18 protein-coding genes and 1 pseudogene are annotated in these 17,007 nt (G+C 60.6%); 8 read left to right on the plus strand and 11 right to left on the minus strand.

What is annotated here, in order from left to right; genetic code table 11:
- Positions 1-90 precede the first annotated feature (90 nt).
- Positions 91-894 (plus strand): lysophospholipid acyltransferase family protein, encoded by an 804-nt coding sequence (locus AC13QY_RS26205; RefSeq protein ID WP_488494226.1) that lies wholly within the window; start codon positions 91-93, stop codon positions 892-894.
- A gap of 27 nt (positions 895-921) precedes the next feature.
- Here the strand turns inward: AC13QY_RS26205 and AC13QY_RS26210 are convergent, their stop codons facing one another.
- Complete coding sequence (locus AC13QY_RS26210) at positions 922-1,494, minus strand: gamma-glutamylcyclotransferase (RefSeq protein WP_113354222.1); 573 nt, start codon at positions 1,492-1,494, stop codon at positions 922-924.
- 11 nt (positions 1,495-1,505) lie between these two features.
- Between AC13QY_RS26210 and AC13QY_RS26215 the strand changes: the two genes are divergently transcribed.
- Positions 1,506-2,519 carry a DUF2125 domain-containing protein gene (locus AC13QY_RS26215; protein WP_145636297.1) on the plus strand — a complete coding sequence of 338 codons (1,014 nt, stop codon included), beginning with the start codon at positions 1,506-1,508 and terminating at the stop codon, positions 2,517-2,519.
- A gap of 3 nt (positions 2,520-2,522) precedes the next feature.
- Here AC13QY_RS26215 and AC13QY_RS26220 read toward each other — a convergent pair.
- The 4 genes and pseudogenes from AC13QY_RS26220 to AC13QY_RS26235 form a co-directional block, all read right to left on the minus strand.
- Positions 2,523-2,950: pseudogene (locus tag AC13QY_RS26220) on the minus strand (GNAT family N-acetyltransferase).
- Between the two features lie 27 nt (positions 2,951-2,977).
- Positions 2,978-3,907, minus strand: a complete 930-nt coding sequence (locus AC13QY_RS26225; RefSeq protein ID WP_269244493.1) for a prephenate/arogenate dehydrogenase family protein — start codon at positions 3,905-3,907, stop codon at positions 2,978-2,980.
- Positions 3,904-5,013, minus strand: a complete 1,110-nt coding sequence (gene hisC, locus AC13QY_RS26230; protein ID WP_269244494.1) for a histidinol-phosphate transaminase — start codon at positions 5,011-5,013, stop codon at positions 3,904-3,906. The genes AC13QY_RS26225 and hisC overlap by 4 nt, the downstream gene beginning before the upstream one ends.
- A 102-nt stretch (positions 5,014-5,115) precedes the next feature.
- Positions 5,116-5,895 carry a class I SAM-dependent methyltransferase gene (locus AC13QY_RS26235; protein ID WP_069612917.1) on the minus strand — a complete coding sequence of 260 codons (780 nt, stop codon included), beginning with the start codon at positions 5,893-5,895 and terminating at the stop codon, positions 5,116-5,118.
- A 53-nt stretch (positions 5,896-5,948) separates the two neighbouring features.
- Between AC13QY_RS26235 and gloB the strand changes: the two genes are divergently transcribed.
- From gloB to AC13QY_RS26250, 3 genes are all read left to right on the plus strand, one after another.
- Positions 5,949-6,719 carry a hydroxyacylglutathione hydrolase gene (gene gloB / locus AC13QY_RS26240; RefSeq protein WP_113421404.1) on the plus strand — a complete coding sequence of 257 codons (771 nt, stop codon included), beginning with the start codon at positions 5,949-5,951 and terminating at the stop codon, positions 6,717-6,719.
- Positions 6,719-7,144 (plus strand): cupin domain-containing protein, encoded by a 426-nt coding sequence (locus AC13QY_RS26245; protein WP_113333931.1) that lies wholly within the window; start codon positions 6,719-6,721, stop codon positions 7,142-7,144. Before gloB ends, AC13QY_RS26245 begins: the two co-directional genes overlap by 1 nt.
- A 134-nt stretch (positions 7,145-7,278) precedes the next feature.
- Positions 7,279-8,436 carry an esterase gene (locus tag AC13QY_RS26250; protein ID WP_269244495.1) on the plus strand — a complete coding sequence of 386 codons (1,158 nt, stop codon included), beginning with the start codon at positions 7,279-7,281 and terminating at the stop codon, positions 8,434-8,436.
- Between the two features lie 21 nt (positions 8,437-8,457).
- Here AC13QY_RS26250 and yddG read toward each other — a convergent pair whose 3' ends face one another.
- Positions 8,458-9,357 (minus strand): aromatic amino acid exporter YddG, encoded by a 900-nt coding sequence (gene yddG, locus AC13QY_RS26255; protein WP_269244496.1) that lies wholly within the window; start codon positions 9,355-9,357, stop codon positions 8,458-8,460.
- A 136-nt stretch (positions 9,358-9,493) separates the two neighbouring features.
- Positions 9,494-10,270, minus strand: a complete 777-nt coding sequence (locus AC13QY_RS26260) for a DUF3108 domain-containing protein (RefSeq protein WP_112336429.1) — start codon at positions 10,268-10,270, stop codon at positions 9,494-9,496.
- A 237-nt stretch (positions 10,271-10,507) separates the two neighbouring features.
- Here AC13QY_RS26260 and rpmB point away from each other — a divergent pair, with 237 nt between their 5' ends.
- Positions 10,508-10,807 carry a 50S ribosomal protein L28 gene (gene rpmB, locus AC13QY_RS26265; RefSeq protein WP_069612914.1) on the plus strand — a complete coding sequence of 100 codons (300 nt, stop codon included), beginning with the start codon at positions 10,508-10,510 and terminating at the stop codon, positions 10,805-10,807.
- A 117-nt stretch (positions 10,808-10,924) separates the two neighbouring features.
- Positions 10,925-11,560: a queuosine precursor transporter gene (locus AC13QY_RS26270; protein WP_113333929.1), complete on the plus strand. Its 636-nt coding sequence runs from the start codon at positions 10,925-10,927 to the stop codon at positions 11,558-11,560.
- A 98-nt stretch (positions 11,561-11,658) separates the two neighbouring features.
- On the opposite strand, the gene AC13QY_RS26275 is transcribed toward AC13QY_RS26270, so the two are convergent.
- From AC13QY_RS26275 to AC13QY_RS26290, 4 genes are all read right to left on the minus strand, one after another.
- Entirely contained in the window at positions 11,659-12,654 is a 996-nt protein-coding gene (locus AC13QY_RS26275; protein ID WP_269244678.1) for an esterase-like activity of phytase family protein, read from the minus strand.
- A gap of 110 nt (positions 12,655-12,764) precedes the next feature.
- The gene (gene cobT, locus AC13QY_RS26280; RefSeq protein WP_269244498.1) at positions 12,765-14,666 is read right to left on the minus strand and encodes a cobaltochelatase subunit CobT; all 1,902 of its coding nucleotides are present in this window, start codon (positions 14,664-14,666) and stop codon (positions 12,765-12,767) included.
- 17 nt (positions 14,667-14,683) lie between these two features.
- Entirely contained in the window at positions 14,684-15,673 is a 990-nt protein-coding gene (gene cobS / locus AC13QY_RS26285) for a cobaltochelatase subunit CobS (protein ID WP_095436016.1), read from the minus strand.
- A gap of 309 nt (positions 15,674-15,982) precedes the next feature.
- Complete coding sequence (locus AC13QY_RS26290) at positions 15,983-16,603, minus strand: J domain-containing protein (RefSeq protein ID WP_069612909.1); 621 nt, start codon at positions 16,601-16,603, stop codon at positions 15,983-15,985.
- Positions 16,604-16,711: 108 nt separating this feature from the next.
- On the opposite strand from AC13QY_RS26290, the gene AC13QY_RS26295 reads away from it, so the two are divergent.
- Positions 16,712-16,999 carry a BolA family protein gene (locus tag AC13QY_RS26295; RefSeq protein ID WP_113333926.1) on the plus strand — a complete coding sequence of 96 codons (288 nt, stop codon included), beginning with the start codon at positions 16,712-16,714 and terminating at the stop codon, positions 16,997-16,999.
- The last annotated feature ends 8 nt before the right edge of the window (positions 17,000-17,007 follow it).

The raw sequence follows: 17,007 nt of genomic DNA on the forward strand, positions 1-17,007 counted from the left end.
ACCGTGCATGCACCGACTTTTTATTGACGTCGTAATCGTGTAGGCAAACCTTCGAATGCCGGCGCAAGCCGGTGCGTTGGGAAAGCCTCAATGATTATCCTGCGTTCGATCCTTTTCAACACAGCCTTCTATGCCAATCTAATCATTCGCATGATCGTGTTGGCGCCGATTTACTTCCTCATGCCGCGCAAGGCGGCCTATGCAATTCCGAAGGCATGGGCGAAATCCAGCACCTGGCTGATGGAGAAGATCGTCGGCACCACCTTCGAGATCGAGGGCTTGGAAAATATCCTCAAAGGCAGCTTCATCTTCGCGCCCAAGCATCAATCCTTCTGGGATACATTTGCGCTGCTGCCCTATCTCGACGATCCGGTCTATATCCTGAAGCGCGAGCTGATGTGGATCCCATTGTTCGGCTGGTATGCCGGGAAACAGCGCATGATCCCGGTGGATCGCGGCGCCCGCGGCAAGGTCATGTTCGATGTCCTGAAGCGCACGCGCGAAGAGCTCGCCACGGGTCGCCAGCTCATCATCTACCCCGAGGGCACGCGACGGCCGCCGGGCGCCGAGCCGGTCTACAAATACGGCATCGCCCGCATGTATCGCGACCTAGGCATCCCCGTCGTCGCCGTTGCCATGCATCCGGGCCTTTTCTGGCCGCGCCGCACCTTCCGCAAATATCCCGGCCATATCAAGGTGCGCATCCTGCCGCCGATCGAGCCCGGCATGGACCCGGATGCCTTTTTCGCGCGCCTGATCGAGGAGACGGAAAGAGCAAGCGACGAGCTGCTGGTCGAAACGATCGCCAACAACCCGAACCTGCCGGTTCCGCCGACGGCGGCGCAACGTCTCGCGGAAATCGCCAAGGCAAAACCCGTTACCGCCGCAGTCTGAGCGAGCTCTCAACGCCAGGCGACAGGTTCAGGATGCCTTTCGCATCCGCTCCACTTCGCCGGCAACCTGTTCGAGCCAATGATCGCGGATGCCCATGTCGCGCAGATGCGTCAGCGTATTGAAGAGATAGGCGTCATTCGGGCCGGAACGCCCATTGGCAGCTTCCACCACGTGCGCGGCCTCGATTGCATCCAGCGAGCCGGCATATTGCCGGTGATTGCGATCGACGACATAGGCGACGGCGATCACGCGCCGCCCGTCGGCGAGCCGAATCGGCAAGTTCTTTTCCAGATAGACGTTGGTGACGAGTTCGCGCTCGCGCAGATAGGTTAGCACCTCATCCCAATCGGAGGCCGGAACCCGGAAGGCCATGCCCCGGCAGGAGCCGCCACGATCGAGCCCGAGGACGAGGCCGGGGTTTTCTTCCGTGCCGCGATGGACCCAGGAACGGACGCAGAGTGAGCGACGATAGCCAAAAATCAGGGCCTCGGCCCGCTCGTCATAACCAAAGCCCGGATTCCACATGAGGGATCCGTAGCCAAACACCCAAAATTCGTCCATATCCAACGCCAAATCACTGTGAAGCTTCAGTCCAACCATTGGAGAACAACATGGCAGCGTCAAGCCAGAGCGTAACGACCGGTCGAGGCAAGCGTCTGTGGCTCATCCTTTTTGGGCTTGTGGTGGTTCTAGCCGGTCTTTACACCGGCGGTTGGTACTATGCGACCAGTTTCGTCAGGACCAATGTCCTGAAGGCGCTCGGCCAGCAGAACAGCGCCGGCATTGCCGGCAAATGCGAGAACATGGCCTTCAACGGCTTCCCCTTCTCCATAGGCCTGACCTGCGACACGGTGACGGTCGACAACCCGACGCGCGGCGTCTCCACCAATTTCGACAGGCTCAGCGCCTCCGCACCGGTCTTCCAACCCAACCATGTGAGCTGGAGCCTGAAATCCCCCGCCGAGTTGCGCACGACGGAAGGCCTGACCGTATCGGCCGAATGGGCCGATCTGCAATCGAACCTTATCGCCAAGGGCCGCGGCGTCGCTCAGACTCAGACTGTCATCGAAGGGCTGAAGGCCGGCATCGTCTCCTCCGTCACCGGCCAGAGCCTTAATGTCACCGCTGCCCACACGGAGATGCACGCCAATCAGAATGGCAGCGATCTGGATTTCGCGATCGGCGTCGAAAATGCCAATGCCGTCATCAAAGACTTCCCGCAGACATTGCCCACCGCATCGACCAGCGCCAAGGTGACGCTGTCCGGCAAGGCCGGCCTGCTCGATGGCAGCGACCGGGAGGGGCTTCGCGGCTCGGCAGGCATGCTGCATCAGGCCGTCATCGATATCGGCGATGGCCGCATCATGACGCTTTCCGGACCTTTCAACTTTGACGATGAGGGTTTTCTGTCCGGGCAGTTCAAGCTGGAGATCAATCAGATCGGGCCCTGGGGCGATAGCCTGACCACGACGCTTCCCGCCGCCAAGAACATCATCAAGACGGCGACGAAGATGCTGAAGGCGCTGGCCAATGGCGCGGATAAGGTCTCCGTCGATCTCACCGCCGATCGAGGTCGCCTCTCACTCAGCGGCTTCATCCCGCTCGGAAAGATCCCGCCGATCTGAAGCCTATCCTCTGCGGGCGTCGGAGATATCCTTCACAAAGAATATCTCCGGGCTCGGCTGGACGATACGGAGGTCGATGCTGCCAGCTGGCTTGAAGCCGTTGCGGCGGTGCCAGGCCTGTGGCTCGGCTTGCGCCCATTCGCTCGATGTCATCAGATGCTTGGCGCCCTCGTCGATCATGGCGCTTTCCCAGGCGTGGAACAGAGCAGTTCCGAGACCCTCGCGCCGGTGTAGCGGCAGCACGCGGATCATATCCATATAGGTATCTTGCCCCAAAAGCGGCTGAAGCGCAGGAAGCCGAGGAGTTTGCCATCCCGCTCGGCCACAAAATATTCACCGAACGCAATGCAGCGCCCAATCCAGTCTTCACTGGCGTCATCATGCTCAAGGAGCCAGGACAAATCTTCGGAACGCGCGCGCCTGACGATCATAAGCGCCCCTCCGTCGTATAGGGATGCCTATTCCTTCACATCCAGCGCATGACGGCCGAAGTCAGGCACGTCGACATCCTGGCCGGCTTCGACGATCGAACGGCGAATGGCGCGGGTGCGGGTGAAAAGTTCGAAGATCTTGTCGCCGTCGCCCCAGCGGATGGCACGCTGCAGCGATGCCAGATCCTCGGAGAAGCGCGACAGCATCTCCAATATGGCATCCCGATTGTGCAGACAGACGTCGCGCCACATGGTCGGATCGGACGCGGCGAGGCGCGTGAAGTCACGGAAGCCGGAGGCGGAATATTTGATGACTTCCGATTCGGTCACCGTCTCCAGATCGTCGGCGGTCCCGACGATGTTATAGGCTATCAGATGCGGCAGATGCGAGACGATCGCCAGCACCTTGTCGTGATGCTCCGGATCCATCTCGTCGACGCGGGAGCCTAAGGTTTCCCAGAAGGTGCGCAGCGTCTTGATCGCCGCCTCGTCTGTGCCCGGAACTGGCGTGAAGATGCACCAGCGCCCCTTGAACAGCCCCGGGAAACCCGCATCTGGGCCGGACTTTTCCGTACCTGCGAGCGGATGGCCCGGAATGAAATGCACATTGGACGGCATATGCGGCTGCATCTGCGCAATAACCGACGCCTTGGTCGAACCGACATCGGTGACGATAGCGCCCGGCTTCAGATGCGCCGCGATTTCTTTGGCGACGCTCTCGGAGGCGCCTACAGGCACGGAAACGATGACGAGATCGGCGCCTTTCACTGCTTCGGCCGACGACGGCGTATAGCGGTCGCCGAGCTTCAGCTCCTCGGCACGCTTCAGCGTCTCGGCGCTGCGTGTCGAGATCACCACTTCCTTTGCGATACCGAGGCGCTTGATGTCGTGGGCGATGGAAGAGCCGATCAGGCCGATGCCGATCAGCGCAATGCGATCGAACTGGATGTTGCTCATGCCTTGCGTCCCATAAACTCGGTCAGAGCGTCGATGACGCCGAGATTGGCCTCTTCGGTACCGATGCTCAGGCGCAGCGAATTCGGGAAGCCGTAAGCGCGCACAGCGCGCAGGATATAGCCGCGGCTCGTCAGAAAGTCATCGGCCTCGGCCGCACGCTTGCCGTCGCTGTCGGGGAAATGGATCAGGACGAAATTCGCAACCGACGGCGTCACCCTGAGGCCGAGGGCCTCGAGCGCAGCCGTCATCTTCCCGATCCAGAGCGTGTTGTATGCCACAGCCTTTTCCGTAAAGGCCTGATCGCGAATGGCAGCCGCTCCGGCGGCAATGGCGGCGCTGTTCAGATTGAACGGAGCACGCACGCGGTTGATCGCATCGACGATATCGACAGGCCCGTACATCCAGCCGATACGAAGGGCCGCAAGGCCATAGACCTTGGAGAAGGTACGGGTCATGACGACATTCTGGTTCGCCGAAACGAGCTCGAGACCCGCCTCGTAGTCGTTGCGGCGAACATATTCGGCATAGGCCGCGTCGAGCACGAGAATGACATGCTTCGGCAAGCTCGCCTGCAGGCGACGGATCTCGCTTACCGGGACGTAAGTGCCGGTTGGATTGCCAGGATTGGCAATGAAGACCATCTTGGTCTTCTCGGTGACCGCCGCGAGGATCGCGTCGACATCGACGGTGCAATCCTTCTCCTTGACGGTGACCGGCGTCGCGCCGGCGGCCATGATCTGGATCTTGTAGACCAGGAAGCCGTGTTCGGTGATGATGCCTTCGTCACCGGTGCCGAGATAGGTGTGGCAGAGCAGCCCGAGCAGTTCGTCCGAGCCGGCGCCGCAGAGGATATTGGCCACATTCAGCCCATGCACATCGGCGATCGCCTGGCGCAATTCCTTCGCCTGTCCGTCCGGATAGCGCTCGAGATTGCCGGCAGCACTCCGGAAGGCTTCGATGGCCTTGGGGCTGGCGCCAAGCGGCGTCTCGTTCGAGGAGAGCTTGAACACGCGCGCAACGCCCGGCGCATGCTCCTTGCCCGGCACATAGGCGGCTATATCGAGGATGCCGGGACGCGGGACGGGCTTGCTCATTTCCATGCTCATGGGATCGACCTTGGGAAAGACCGGAAAATTCCGGTTTATGACACCCCGTCGCATTAAAGCGGATTGATAAATTTGTCGAGTGTCGGCGCTACGACGAAAGCGTCACGCGCCATCACGGGTCGTCGGTATGCCACGCGGCGCCAGCACCGGCACGAAGACACGGCGCGAGGCGCGAACGGCAACGGGCAGGCCCTGATAAAGCCGTTTCTGCGCCTCGACGATGATGACGCCGGAAAACGCCGGCCACAGGGTGCGGCCAACCCGCTCGAAGGCGCGGCGCAGCCGCAGCACGGTGCGCAGCTTCGAGGGCGGAAAAAACAGCGCCTCCGCGGTCGCGCCTGGCGTGAAATTGGTCTCGCGCAGCAGCGACGTCAGCTGGCCGCGCGAATAGGGCCGGCCGGAGCCGAATGGCGTGTGCTCCATGCGTGCCCATACGCCGGTACGGTTCGGCACGACAATAACAAGCCGACCACCGGGCGCCAGAACGCGCCAAAGCTCTTTCAGCGTCTCGCGCGGGCTTTCAGCGAACTCCAGAGAATGCACCATCAGCACGCGGTCGATCGAACTGTCGGGCAGCGGCAATTCCTCATCGAAGATCAATGCTGTCGCCGAGGCCGACCCCATAGGCCAGTTCACCGCGCCCTGCCCCGCCGGCATGAAGGCGAAAGTGCGTTCGGTATCGGCACGAAAACGATCGAGATAGGGCACGGCATAGCCAAGGCCGACGAGCCGCTCCTCCGGCATACGTGCCCAGATGGAAGAAAGCGCCATGGCAATCGACTGCTCCGCCAAGCGACCAAGCTCGGAATGATAAAACTGGCGGAGATCGACAATATCGGTATGCATCGAAACAAATGTTATCAGCCGAACGTTGGACTTCAAGGCCGAACGGCTTACATTCTCTACTCACGGAAAAGATGAGGACGATTTCGATCATGAAACCATTGGAATTAGAGATTTTTATCTGCCGTTCCGACAATTACGGCGTCTTGGTCCATGATCCCGAAACCGGATTGACGGCATCGATCGACGCTCCGGAAGCAGATGCGATCCTGAAGGCCGCTGATCGTCGTGGCTGGACCATCAGCCATATCCTGACCACGCATCACCATACCGATCACGTCGAGGGCAACCTGGCGCTGAAGGAGCAGTTCGGCTGCGAGATCATCGGCCCGATCAACGAGGCCGTCGCCATTCCGGGCCTCGATCGCGCCGTCGCTGATGGGGATACGTTCGAGTTCGCCGGCCATACGGTCAATGTCATCGAAACGCCCGGGCATACCGCCGGCCATGTCTGCTATCATTTTGCCGACGACAAGCTGCTCTTTGCTGCCGATACGCTGTTTGCGCTCGGCTGCGGCCGCCTGTTCGAACGGCCGGCAGCGGATATGTGGGCCTCGCTGCAGAAGCTCGCCGTGCTGCCGGACGAAACGGCCGTCTATTTCGGCCATGAATATACGCTCTCCAACGCCCGCTTCGCGCTGACCATCGATCCCGACAACGAGCGGCTGAAGGCGCGCGCCGCGGATATCGAAGCCTTGAGGGCGGAAGGCAAGTTCACCATTCCGACGACATTGGCGCTTGAGAAGGAAACGAACCCGTTCCTGCGCGCCGCGGATCCGGCAATCCGCCGCCATCTGCTGATGGAAAGCCGCAGCAACGAAGAAGTCTTCGCCGAGATCCGCAAGCGCAAGGACAATTTCTGATGCAGGCAAAAGAGATCATCGAAACGCTTTCCATGCAGCGGCATCCGGAAGGCGGCTGGTACGTGCAGACGTTTCGCGACGAGAACGGCGGCACGAGAGGCCACTCCACCGCCATCTACTATCTGCTGGAGGCGGGCGAGCGCTCGCACTGGCATCGGGTGCACGACGCCGCCGAGGTCTGGCACTACTATGCCGGCGCCCCCCTCGCTTTGCATCGCTCGGCCGACGGCAAGGCGAGTGAAAAACTCGTTCTCGGCATGGATCTGGCAAAGGGCGAGCGCCCGCAGGCAATCATTCCGGCCAACTGGTGGCAGTCGGCCGAAAGCCTCGGGCAATTCACGCTCGTCGGCTGTACGGTCGCACCCGGCTTCGAATTTTCGAGCTTCGAGATGGCGCCACCTGACTGGAAGCCGGCCTCAGACTGACCCTTTTCTACCTTTCATTGACATCACGCAGGATGCGGCCAGACAGCGCGCAGCGACGGTCTTGAAAAAGCGACGCGCTGTGTCAGCTTTACACGGGGAAAGTGAAAATTGATTCATCCGGAGGAGGTTTTTTCGTGCGTTTGTTGTTTCCTTTGCTCGTCGCAGCAGGCTGCGTCATGAGCGCCCCTGTCTTTGCCCTTGATGCTCCGGCCTCGCCGCCGGCCGACAAGTCACTGAAGAACTTCGTGACCGCGGTAGAGAAGGATGGGTCTATCACCTTCCGCCTCTATGCGCCGGCGGCAAAAGCGGTTTCCGTCACTTTGGGCTCGCGCGATCCCCTCGCCATGCAACGCAGCGACGATGGCACATGGAGCGCGAAGACGGAGGTGCTGAAGCCGAACCTCTACGAATATTACTTCAACGTCGACGGCTTCCGCAGCATCGACACCGGCACCAATGCGCCGAAGCCGCAACGGCAGGTCAATACCAGCCTGATCCTAGTGCCCGGCAGCATTCTTGATATCCGCAACGTGCCGCATGGCGACCTGCGGCTGGTGACCCTGCATTCCAAGGCGCTCGATTCGGAACGGCAGATGTATGTCTACACGCCGCCCGGCTACACCGATTCCTCCAAGCCGCTGCCGGTGCTCTACCTCTATCACGGCTTCGGCGATACCGTGGGGTCCTGGGTGCTCCAGGGCCGCGCGCCACAGATCCTCGACAATCTCCTTGCCGAAAAGAAGATCGAGCCGATGATCGTCGTCATTCCCGATACGGAAACCGACGTACCGAATGCGATCGCCGAAAACTTCCCGGCCGCCGATCGTCGCGCGAATTTCTATCCGGCCAATGCCGAGGCGGCCGATCGTGAGCTGACGGAAGACCTTATCCCCTACATGAAGAAGCATTATCGGGTGCGGAACGAGGCGAGCGGCCGCGCCGTTGCCGGCTTGTCGCAGGGCGGCTATCAGGCTCTCGTATCCGGCCTTTCACATCTGGATACCTTCGGCTGGGTCGCAACCTTCAGCGGCGTCAGCACGACGACCGTTCCGAACAAGGCGGTAGATGCCGTGCTGAGCGAACCGGAAAAGATCAACAAGGCGCTGCATAATTTCACAGTGACCGTCGGCAGCAAGGATCAGGTCGTCGGCAAGGACGTAGCCGGCTTGAAGGCGACGCTCGACGCCAAGAAGATCAAGCACGAATACCATGAATACCCCGACCTCCAGCATGAGATGGATGTCTGGCGGCCGTCGCTCGCGGCCTTCCTGGAAAAAGTCTTCAAGAAATAAACGGCAGCGAGGGCGGCGGAGCTATTCCGCCGCTTCCGCCTGCGTCCGCACGACATCATCCCGGCGCAGGATCATGCGATGGGCGGCCAGCACCGCACCTCCCGTCACGAGCAGGCAAGCAAGCGCAATGCCCCAGCTCGGCTCGGCAAAACCGAACAACGTCAGGATCAGCGTCGAGAGCAGCGGTGCGGCATAGCTTGCCGCGCCGAGGATCTGGATATCACCGTTCTTGACGCCGTAATCCCAGGCATAAAAAGCCGCGCCGACAGGAAAAAGACCCAATCCAAGCACGGCGATCCATTGGGGCACGCTCTCAGGCCAGATGGTCTCCTCCAGGCCAAGGTGGCAGAAAAAGGAGAGAATCGACGTGACCAGACAGAAGATGGTGACGACATCTGTGGAAACGGCCTCGAAGCGGCGCGTTATCAAGGAATAGCCCGACCAGGTGAAGGCACAGAGAAACGCCGCGCCATAGCCGACGGCATAGGCGCCTTCGAAATGAAAGCCGTTGCGGCCGACGATCAGAACCGTACCCGCCAGCCCCATCAGCGCGCCGACGATGTGATACCAACGCAGCCGCTCGCCGGGCAGCAACGCCGAACCGACGACGATCAGCAGCGGCCAGAGATAGGCAATCAGCCCTGCCTCCACGGCCGGCGCATGGCGCAATGCCGTGAAATAGAGGAAGTGATAGCCGAACAGGCCGGCAATGCCTGTTATCCAGACCTTGGCGGGATGGCGCAGGAGCTGCAAACGCTCCGGCCGCAGCAACAGCACCACAATGCCGGGAATGCTGCCGATGGCAAAGCAGATGGCGAGCAGCTGAAAGGGCGGCATCTTGCCGGAGGCGACAGTCAAAAGCGCCAGAAACGACCACATCAGAATGGCTGAAAAGCCTGTCAACGTCGCGCGAAATTTCATCCCTGCCCCCAGCTTATCGCCGCGGACGTCCCCAGCCCGCCAAAGCAATTCCACGAAAATACACAGCAATTTTCGTGGAATTGCGTAGAAACAATGGCGAGAATCGTCAAGCGTTTCCGTGAAAACAGCAGCCGGTCTAGCTGCCGTATTTTACGGCCGTAATCGTCACCGTTCCGTATTGCGTCGGGATGCGGACGTAGACCGGGGCATAGACATTCATCGTATCCGCCTTGGCGAACCAGATCTCCATATTGTCGCTCTTGGCGAGGTAGAGATAATCCTTGCGGGTGCTCTTGTAGCCGCTCTTCGGCGTGAAGCGCACCCCACAGGCAATGGTCTTGCCCTTGAAGCCATCGGTCGAGAAAGGATGCGATCCCTTTGGCGACAGCTTCAGATCCATGCGCATCTCGCCATCGAAGACGGCCAGCGTCTGGTTGCAGAGGTTGAGGCTGGGCGTGATCGGGAAGATCATGCCCGATATCGGATCGAGCACGGACTTCAAGTCGCTTTCCGTGATGGGGACCCAGGTGTCCGGACGCTTCGGCTCGGGCGTGATCGTATTCGACGTCACATTGCCGTTGGTATAGGCGACATCATAGGTGCGCTCTTTCTTCCCGCTCTTGTAGAAGAGCGTGTAGTGGGTCGCCTGCAGCTTGCTGTCGTTGACGACCCCAGTCACATCGGTCTTCGCATCGATCGAGGTAACGAGATCTGCAAGGCCTGCCGAGGTGATATCGCCGCGAATGGTGAACTGTTTGCCCGTGACCTCGGTCTTGAAATCCGCCCTGGCGATCGGCAGGCCGGCCAGCGAAACGCGATAGCGCGTTTCATGCCGCAGCACGTCGGCCAGTGCCATCGACGGCATTGACGCGACGATCGCTGAAATAAGAAGCCACTTCCGAATTTGAACCATGATCAGGGCCTTCAACGAGGATCAGGCAAGTTATATAGTTGCTTTGCTCGCCTGCTGCGAGCGTCAGACAACAGCAGCTTTTTGACGGAATTGCGGGAAAACACAAGGTTTGGCTTGACGCGGCCAGCCTCTCTGACTATAGAACCGCAACTTTCCAATTATGGCCTGTTGGATTGCGCGCCGGGTTTTGCCCGGTATGTCTATCCGATGGCCGAGAAAAACAAAAGTAGGTGTACCATGTCCCGCATGTGCGAATTGACCGGCAAGGCCGTCCTCGTGGGCAACAACGTTAGCCACGCCAACAACAAGACCAAGCGTCGGTTCCTGCCGAACCTCTGCCAGGTCACGCTGATTTCCGACGTTCTCGGCCAGCGCTATCGCCTGCGCGTTTCCGCTGCAGCGCTGCGTTCGGTCGAGCATCGCGGTGGTCTGGACGCTTTCCTCTTGAAGGCAAGCGAAAACGAACTCAGCATGCGCGCTCGCCTGCTGCGTCGCCAGATCGTCAAGAAGTCCGCTGAAGCTGCCGTTGCTGCCTAAGCAGCGCTAGCATTTCGCGATTTCATACCGGCTAAGAGGCTTGCACGGATCATATCCGGACAAGCCTTTTTCCATGTCCGGTTTCTTTCAACTGGTGGCATCTCCCAGGATAAAAAAATGCTGACGATACGTCATACCCTTATCTACGTTCTGCTGATGACGCTGGTCGTCGTCGCTTCCAACATCCTCGTGCAGTATCCGCTGCAGGTCAGCCTCGCCGGCATCAATCTCGCGGATATCCTCACCTGGGGTGCCTTCACCTATCCAGTCGCCTTCCTCATCACCGATCTGACCAACCGCCAGTTCGGCCCCAAGGCCGCGCGCAAGGTCGTCTTTGCCGGCTTCGTCGTCGGTGTCGCGCTGTCGTTCTACACGGCTCAGCCGCGCATCGCGATCGCCTCCGGTTCGGCCTATCTTGCCGGCCAGCTGCTCGACATCTCGGTCTTCAACCGCCTGCGCCGCATGGCCTGGTGGCGCGCGCCACTGTTCGGTTCGCTCATCGGCTCGATGCTGGACACTCTGATCTTTTTCTCCTTCGCCTTCGCGCCCTTCTTCGTCTTCTTCGGTCCGAACGATCCCTTCGCGATCGATTGGGCTCCGATCCTCGGCGCTTTCTCCACCTCGGCCCCGCGCTGGGTATCCTGGGCGATCGGCGATTTCTCAGTCAAGGTGACCGTCGGCCTCGTGATGCTGCTGCCCTATGGCGCGCTGATGAACATGCTGAAGCCGATGTCGCAGGCGCCGACCGCCTGACAGCCGAATAGTCCGCTGCGCGACGCAGTATGGCGAGCGGCACCATTTTTTGACAAAGAAGGATGGCAGCGGCCGAAAACCAGGCCGCTCGCCCGCTCTCAATTCTGGCTGACGATATTGTCATCATGCAGCTTGAACTCCAGCATCAGGCTGCGCTGCAGAATCGAATGATTGTCATCCGAGACCATGACAAGATGCAGGGAACCGTCGGCCGCGCGGAAGACATCAAGACCCTCCATATTGTCGATCTGATCTCCGGAGCCCGCCTCGAAGATCACCTTGCCGTCCACGACAGCGCCCGGCTTGATATCCGCACCGACGATGCGGCGGACACGCACGCCGAGGCCATGGATCAGCCCGAAGCGCCGCTCCAGCAGCAATAGGTCACCATCAGGCAGAAAGACGCCGTCGCTGACATTGAAGCCGCCATGGCGCCTCACGGTGAAGCGCCCCTGAAGCGGCCCGTCCAGAACGGCGGCGAACAGATTACCCTGATCATCCAGACTGTCTTCGGCGACGATAACAGCCCCACCGGCAAGCGGGCTCGACTGCGGCGCGATCATCAGTGCCTCGAGGCTGCGATTGGACCGCAGTTCCCATCTCGGGATAAGAACGGGCATGCTGCCATCGGGCGGCGAAATCTCAAAGCCTGGATCGGGATAGGCATCGACGCGGTGATATTGTTCGTAGCTGACGAGGACGTGATTGCCGCGCAGCGCCAAGCCTTCGGCATCCATGGCCCCATCGCCCGCATCCGTCTCGCCGAAGCGGTCGATCATAGGCGCAATCCGCGCATCGCTGATCCCCTTCAGCCGCCCCTCCTGGTCGCGTTCGATGGTGCCGGTGAACCAGTGGCCGGTATCCAGGACCGAAATGAAATGCCGCTGATCGTCACGAAAACGAATGGCCGAAACAGCGCCGAGAAGCGCATTGTCCGAGCTGAACTCAAGACCGCTGAGAAATTCCAGCGCGCCGAAGCGCGTTTGATCCGAGCCTCGTTTGAAGGTGGAAATGACCTGGGCCTGAATTGCCGCCTTGCCACGCTCGTCGGCGTCATTTCCGGAACCGCAGCCCGAAAGCAGACCCGCGACCATCGCAATGAAACACACGGATTTCGCGGCAACCGGCCAGCGTCGCGAACCGGCGATCTCGTCCGAAAAAGACGCCGGCCATAAGGCCGATGCCGATAAACGCCACAGCGGGCTCAGCTGGCGCGGCGCATGCGCGAGCGCGGCATGCTCGTCTGATCCTCGAAAAGCGAGGCAAGCTGCTCCGTCATGGCGCCGGCCAGTTCATCAGCATCGACGATGGTGACGGCGCGGCGATAGTAGCGCGTCACATCATGGCCAATACCGATGGCAAGCAATTCCACCGGCGAGCGCGTCTCGATCTGGTCGATGACGGCGCGCAAATGCCGCTCCAGATAATTGCCTGGATTGACCGACAGCGTGGAATCATCGACCGGCGCACCATCCGAGATCATCATCAGGATGCGGCGTTGTTCTCGGCGTCCGAGCAGGCGGTTATGCGCCCAGATCAGCGCTTCGCCGTCGATGTTTTCCTTGAGCAGGCCTTCGCGCATCATCAGACCGAGGTTACTGCGAGACCGTCGATAGGGCTCGTCCGCGGACTTGTAGATGATGTGGCGCAGGTCGTTCAACCGGCCCGGCGTTTGCGGCTTGCCGCTGGCCAGCCACTTTTCACGCGCTTGGCCGCCCTTCCACGCCTTGGTGGTAAAGCCGAGAATCTCGACCTTCACACCGCAGCGCTCCAGCGTGCGGGCCAGAATATCGGCACAGGAGGCGGCAACCGTGATCGGACGACCGCGCATCGAGCCGGAATTGTCGATCAGCAGCGTCACCACCGTGTCGCGGAACTGCGTATCGCGCTCCATCTTAAAGGACAGCGCCTGCATCGGATCGATGATCAGCCGCGGTAGGCGTGCCGGATCGAGATAGCCCTCTTCCAGATCGAAGTCCCAGGAGCGATTCTGCTGCGCCATCAGACGGCGCTGCAGGCGGTTGGCGAGCCGGCCCACGGCGCCCTGCAGATGGGCAAGCTGCTTGTCGAGGAAGGCACGCAGGCGCTCGAGTTCGGCCACGTCGCACAGCTCCTGCGCCGTCGTGGTCTCGTCGAACTCCTCCGTATAGACGTGGTAGTCGACCTTCTCGTTGAAGTCGGCGAAAGGCGTGTTCGGACGACGGGTTTCGCCCGGCGTTTCCGAATCTTCCTCGCCCTCTTCGCTCATATCGTCGTCGGAGATCTCGCCGCCGTCTTCGGTCGCACCGTCTTCCATCTGCTCGTCGGAAGCTTCGCTATCTTCGGCTGGGGCGGCGTCGGCGCCTTCGTCTTCCTTGACGTCGTCGTCGTTCTGATCCTCGCCGCTCGGCTTGTCTTCTTCGCTCTGCTGATCCTCGCTGTCGGGTTCCGACTGCTCGTCGCCATACTCCTCGGCCATTTCCATAGCCGTCAGCATGTTGCGGACGACACGGGCGAAGCTCTGCTGGTCGTTGATGGCAGACAGCAGATTGTCGAGTTGACCGCCGGTCTTTTCCTCGATGAAGGGGCGCCAGAGATCGAGCACCTTGCCGGCGCTTTCCGGCGGTTTCTGGCCGGTCAGCTTCTCGCGCACGATCATCGCCATGGCTTCACCGATCGGCGCATCCTCGCGCCGTTCGATGCCGGAGAAATTCGCCTTGGCGTATTTCTCCGTATTCATGGAGTTGAGGTTGGCGGCAACACCGCTCATGCGCAGCGAGCCGATCGATTCGACACGCGCCTGCTCCACAGCATCGAAGATCGAGCGGGCGTCCGCGCCTTGCGGCGCCATGACGGCATGCACGCGGGCATCGTGACAGGCAAGCCGCAGGGCCATCGAATCGCCAAGGCCGCGCGTCACCGCGAGCTCATGGGCTGTCGGCCGCTTCGAAAGCTCCGGCAAGCGGATGCGCTCGCCGGTCATACCCGGGCGTTCATTGGCAAAGGCCACCTCGACCTCGGCATCGCCGGCGATCGAGCGGACACAGCCGCTGATCGCCCGGCGCAACGGCTCCATGTCCACCGGGGCGCCCGGCTTCGCTTTGGAATTATCTCCGCGACCTGACATGATGTGTCGGCTTTTCCTTAGGCTTCGAGCACGATGTTGGCGGCACTTTCCTTCAGCTCGACGCCGAACGCGCGCTGATAGTGCTCGGCAACCAGCGGCCGTTCCAGCTCATCACACTTGTTGAGGAAGGTGACGCGGAAAGCAAAGGCGACATCGCCGAAGATTTCCGCATTTTCGGCCCAGGTGATGACGGTACGCGGGCTCATGACGGTCGACAGATCGCCATTCATGAAGGCAGCGCGCGTCAGGTCGGCAACGCGGACCATCTTGGAGACGGTGTCGCGGCCCTTGTCGTTGCGGAAGGACTTCACCTTCGCCAGTACGATATCGACTTCATTGTTGTGCGGCAGGTAGTTCAGCGTCGTCACGATCGACCAGCGGTCCATCTGCGCTTGGTTGATCTGCTGCGTACCGTGATAGAGGCCGGTCGTGTCGCCGAGACCGATGGTATTGGCGGTTGCGAACAGGCGGAAGGCCGGGTGAGGACGGATGACGCGGCTCTGGTCGAGCAGGGTCAGACGGCCCGAGGATTCCAGCACGCGCTGGATGACGAACATCACGTCCGGGCGGCCGGCGTCATATTCATCGAACACGAGCGCGACATTGTGCTGATAGGCCCAGGGCAGGATGCCGTCCTTGAATTCGGTGACCTGCAGGCCATCCTTGACGACGATCGCATCCTTGCCGACGAGATCGATACGGCTGACGTGGCTGTCGAGGTTGATACGCACGCACGGCCAGTTGAGGCGCGCGGCGACCTGCTCGATATGGGAGGACTTGCCGGTGCCGTGATAGCCCGAGATCATCACACGGCGGTTATGAGCGAAGCCGGCGAGAATGGCGAGCGTGGTCTCGCGGTCGAAGAGATAGTCCGTGTCGAGATCGGGCACGTAGGCACTGCCCTGGCTGTAAGCGGGCACGCGAATGTCGGAATCAATGCCGAAGACTTCGCGGACCGAAACTGTGGTATCGGGGATCTCGGAAATATCAAGGTCAATCTTGCTCATCATGTCTCCAGGGCGGGTGGCTCTCACCCTGCCATATCAAACTCAGCCGATTTATCCGAAACGCCGCAGCTTGTTGCCCGCATCCGTCCGGTCGGAACAGCGGCGATACTTCTCCGGGACTAAAGCAAAATCTCGGCGCGATAATATGATCGCTTGCGAGCATCCTTGAACAGAGTCCCCGGACAAGAAACGCCGCGCCCGGAAAGTTGACCGAGGTGCAGCCAGCCAAATGCGCACCCTGCCGCGGTTGCCCGCAGCTTCAGCCGATTTGGACCATACCTGATTGAAGGCGGAGAGCAAGGACGGGAATTAACAAAAACCGTTCTGCTTCAATAATTGATAGGCCTGAATCACTGCGCGGAAGCGCTCTTCCGAGCCGCGGTCGCCGCCATTGGCGTCGGGATGGTGCATTTTCACCAATTCCTTGTAGCGACGCTTGATTTCCGGAGCCGAGGCATTGGCGCCGAGACCCATGGTGTCGAAGGCTTTCGCCTCCAGCGTTTTCAGCTTGCGCTGCTGCGGAAAACGCGGGCCGCGACCTTGGCCCTCGCCTTCCCTAACGAAGCCGAAGGGGTCGCGAACGCGGGAATAGGCGCCCGAGCGGATATCGGAATGAAGCGGGCTATTCCTGGCAGCCTTGTTCACGCCGACGGTCCAGGTCGGACGGTGGCCGGTGATGGCTTCCTTCTGATAGCGCGCGATTTCCCCGTCCGAGAGGCCGGAGAAATAATTGTAGCCCTTATTGTATTCCTTGACGTGCTCGAAGCAGAACAAAAAGAACTGCCCTTCCGCATTGCGCCCCACCGGGGCGCGATGCGTACCGTGCTTGTCGCAGCCGTCCCACTGGCACGTCGGAGGACCCTGTTCGGGCTCCTGCGCGCGCTTGCGGCGGGTGCGGATGCGATCGAAATATTTTGAATCAAGTCTCATGGCGTCCTAATTATGGGGCCTTGGATACCCCACAACAAGAATTGACAAACAGGAATGTTATAGGCTTTGTGGGAGCCTTTTTTTCGCAAGCGAGGTCGACGCGGGAATATGGAAACGACACTGCAATCCCGCATTGAGCGGAAGCTCACCGATGCCTTCGCGCCCGAGCGCCTTGCCGTCATCAACGAGAGCCACCTGCATGCGGGTCATCAGCCCGACATGACCGGGACGGGCGAAACTCATATAAGAGTTCGCATCGTGTCCGCCAAGTTTTCCGGCATGCCGCGCCTCGCGCGCCACAGGGCGATCAACGAGTTATTGAAGCCGGAACTGGAGGCGGGGCTGCACGCGCTGGCGGTAGAGCCGGCAGCTCCGGGAGAGACGGTGCGCTGGTAGGGCGCTGG

This window comes from Martinezella sp. CNPSo 3795, assembly GCF_057784475.1.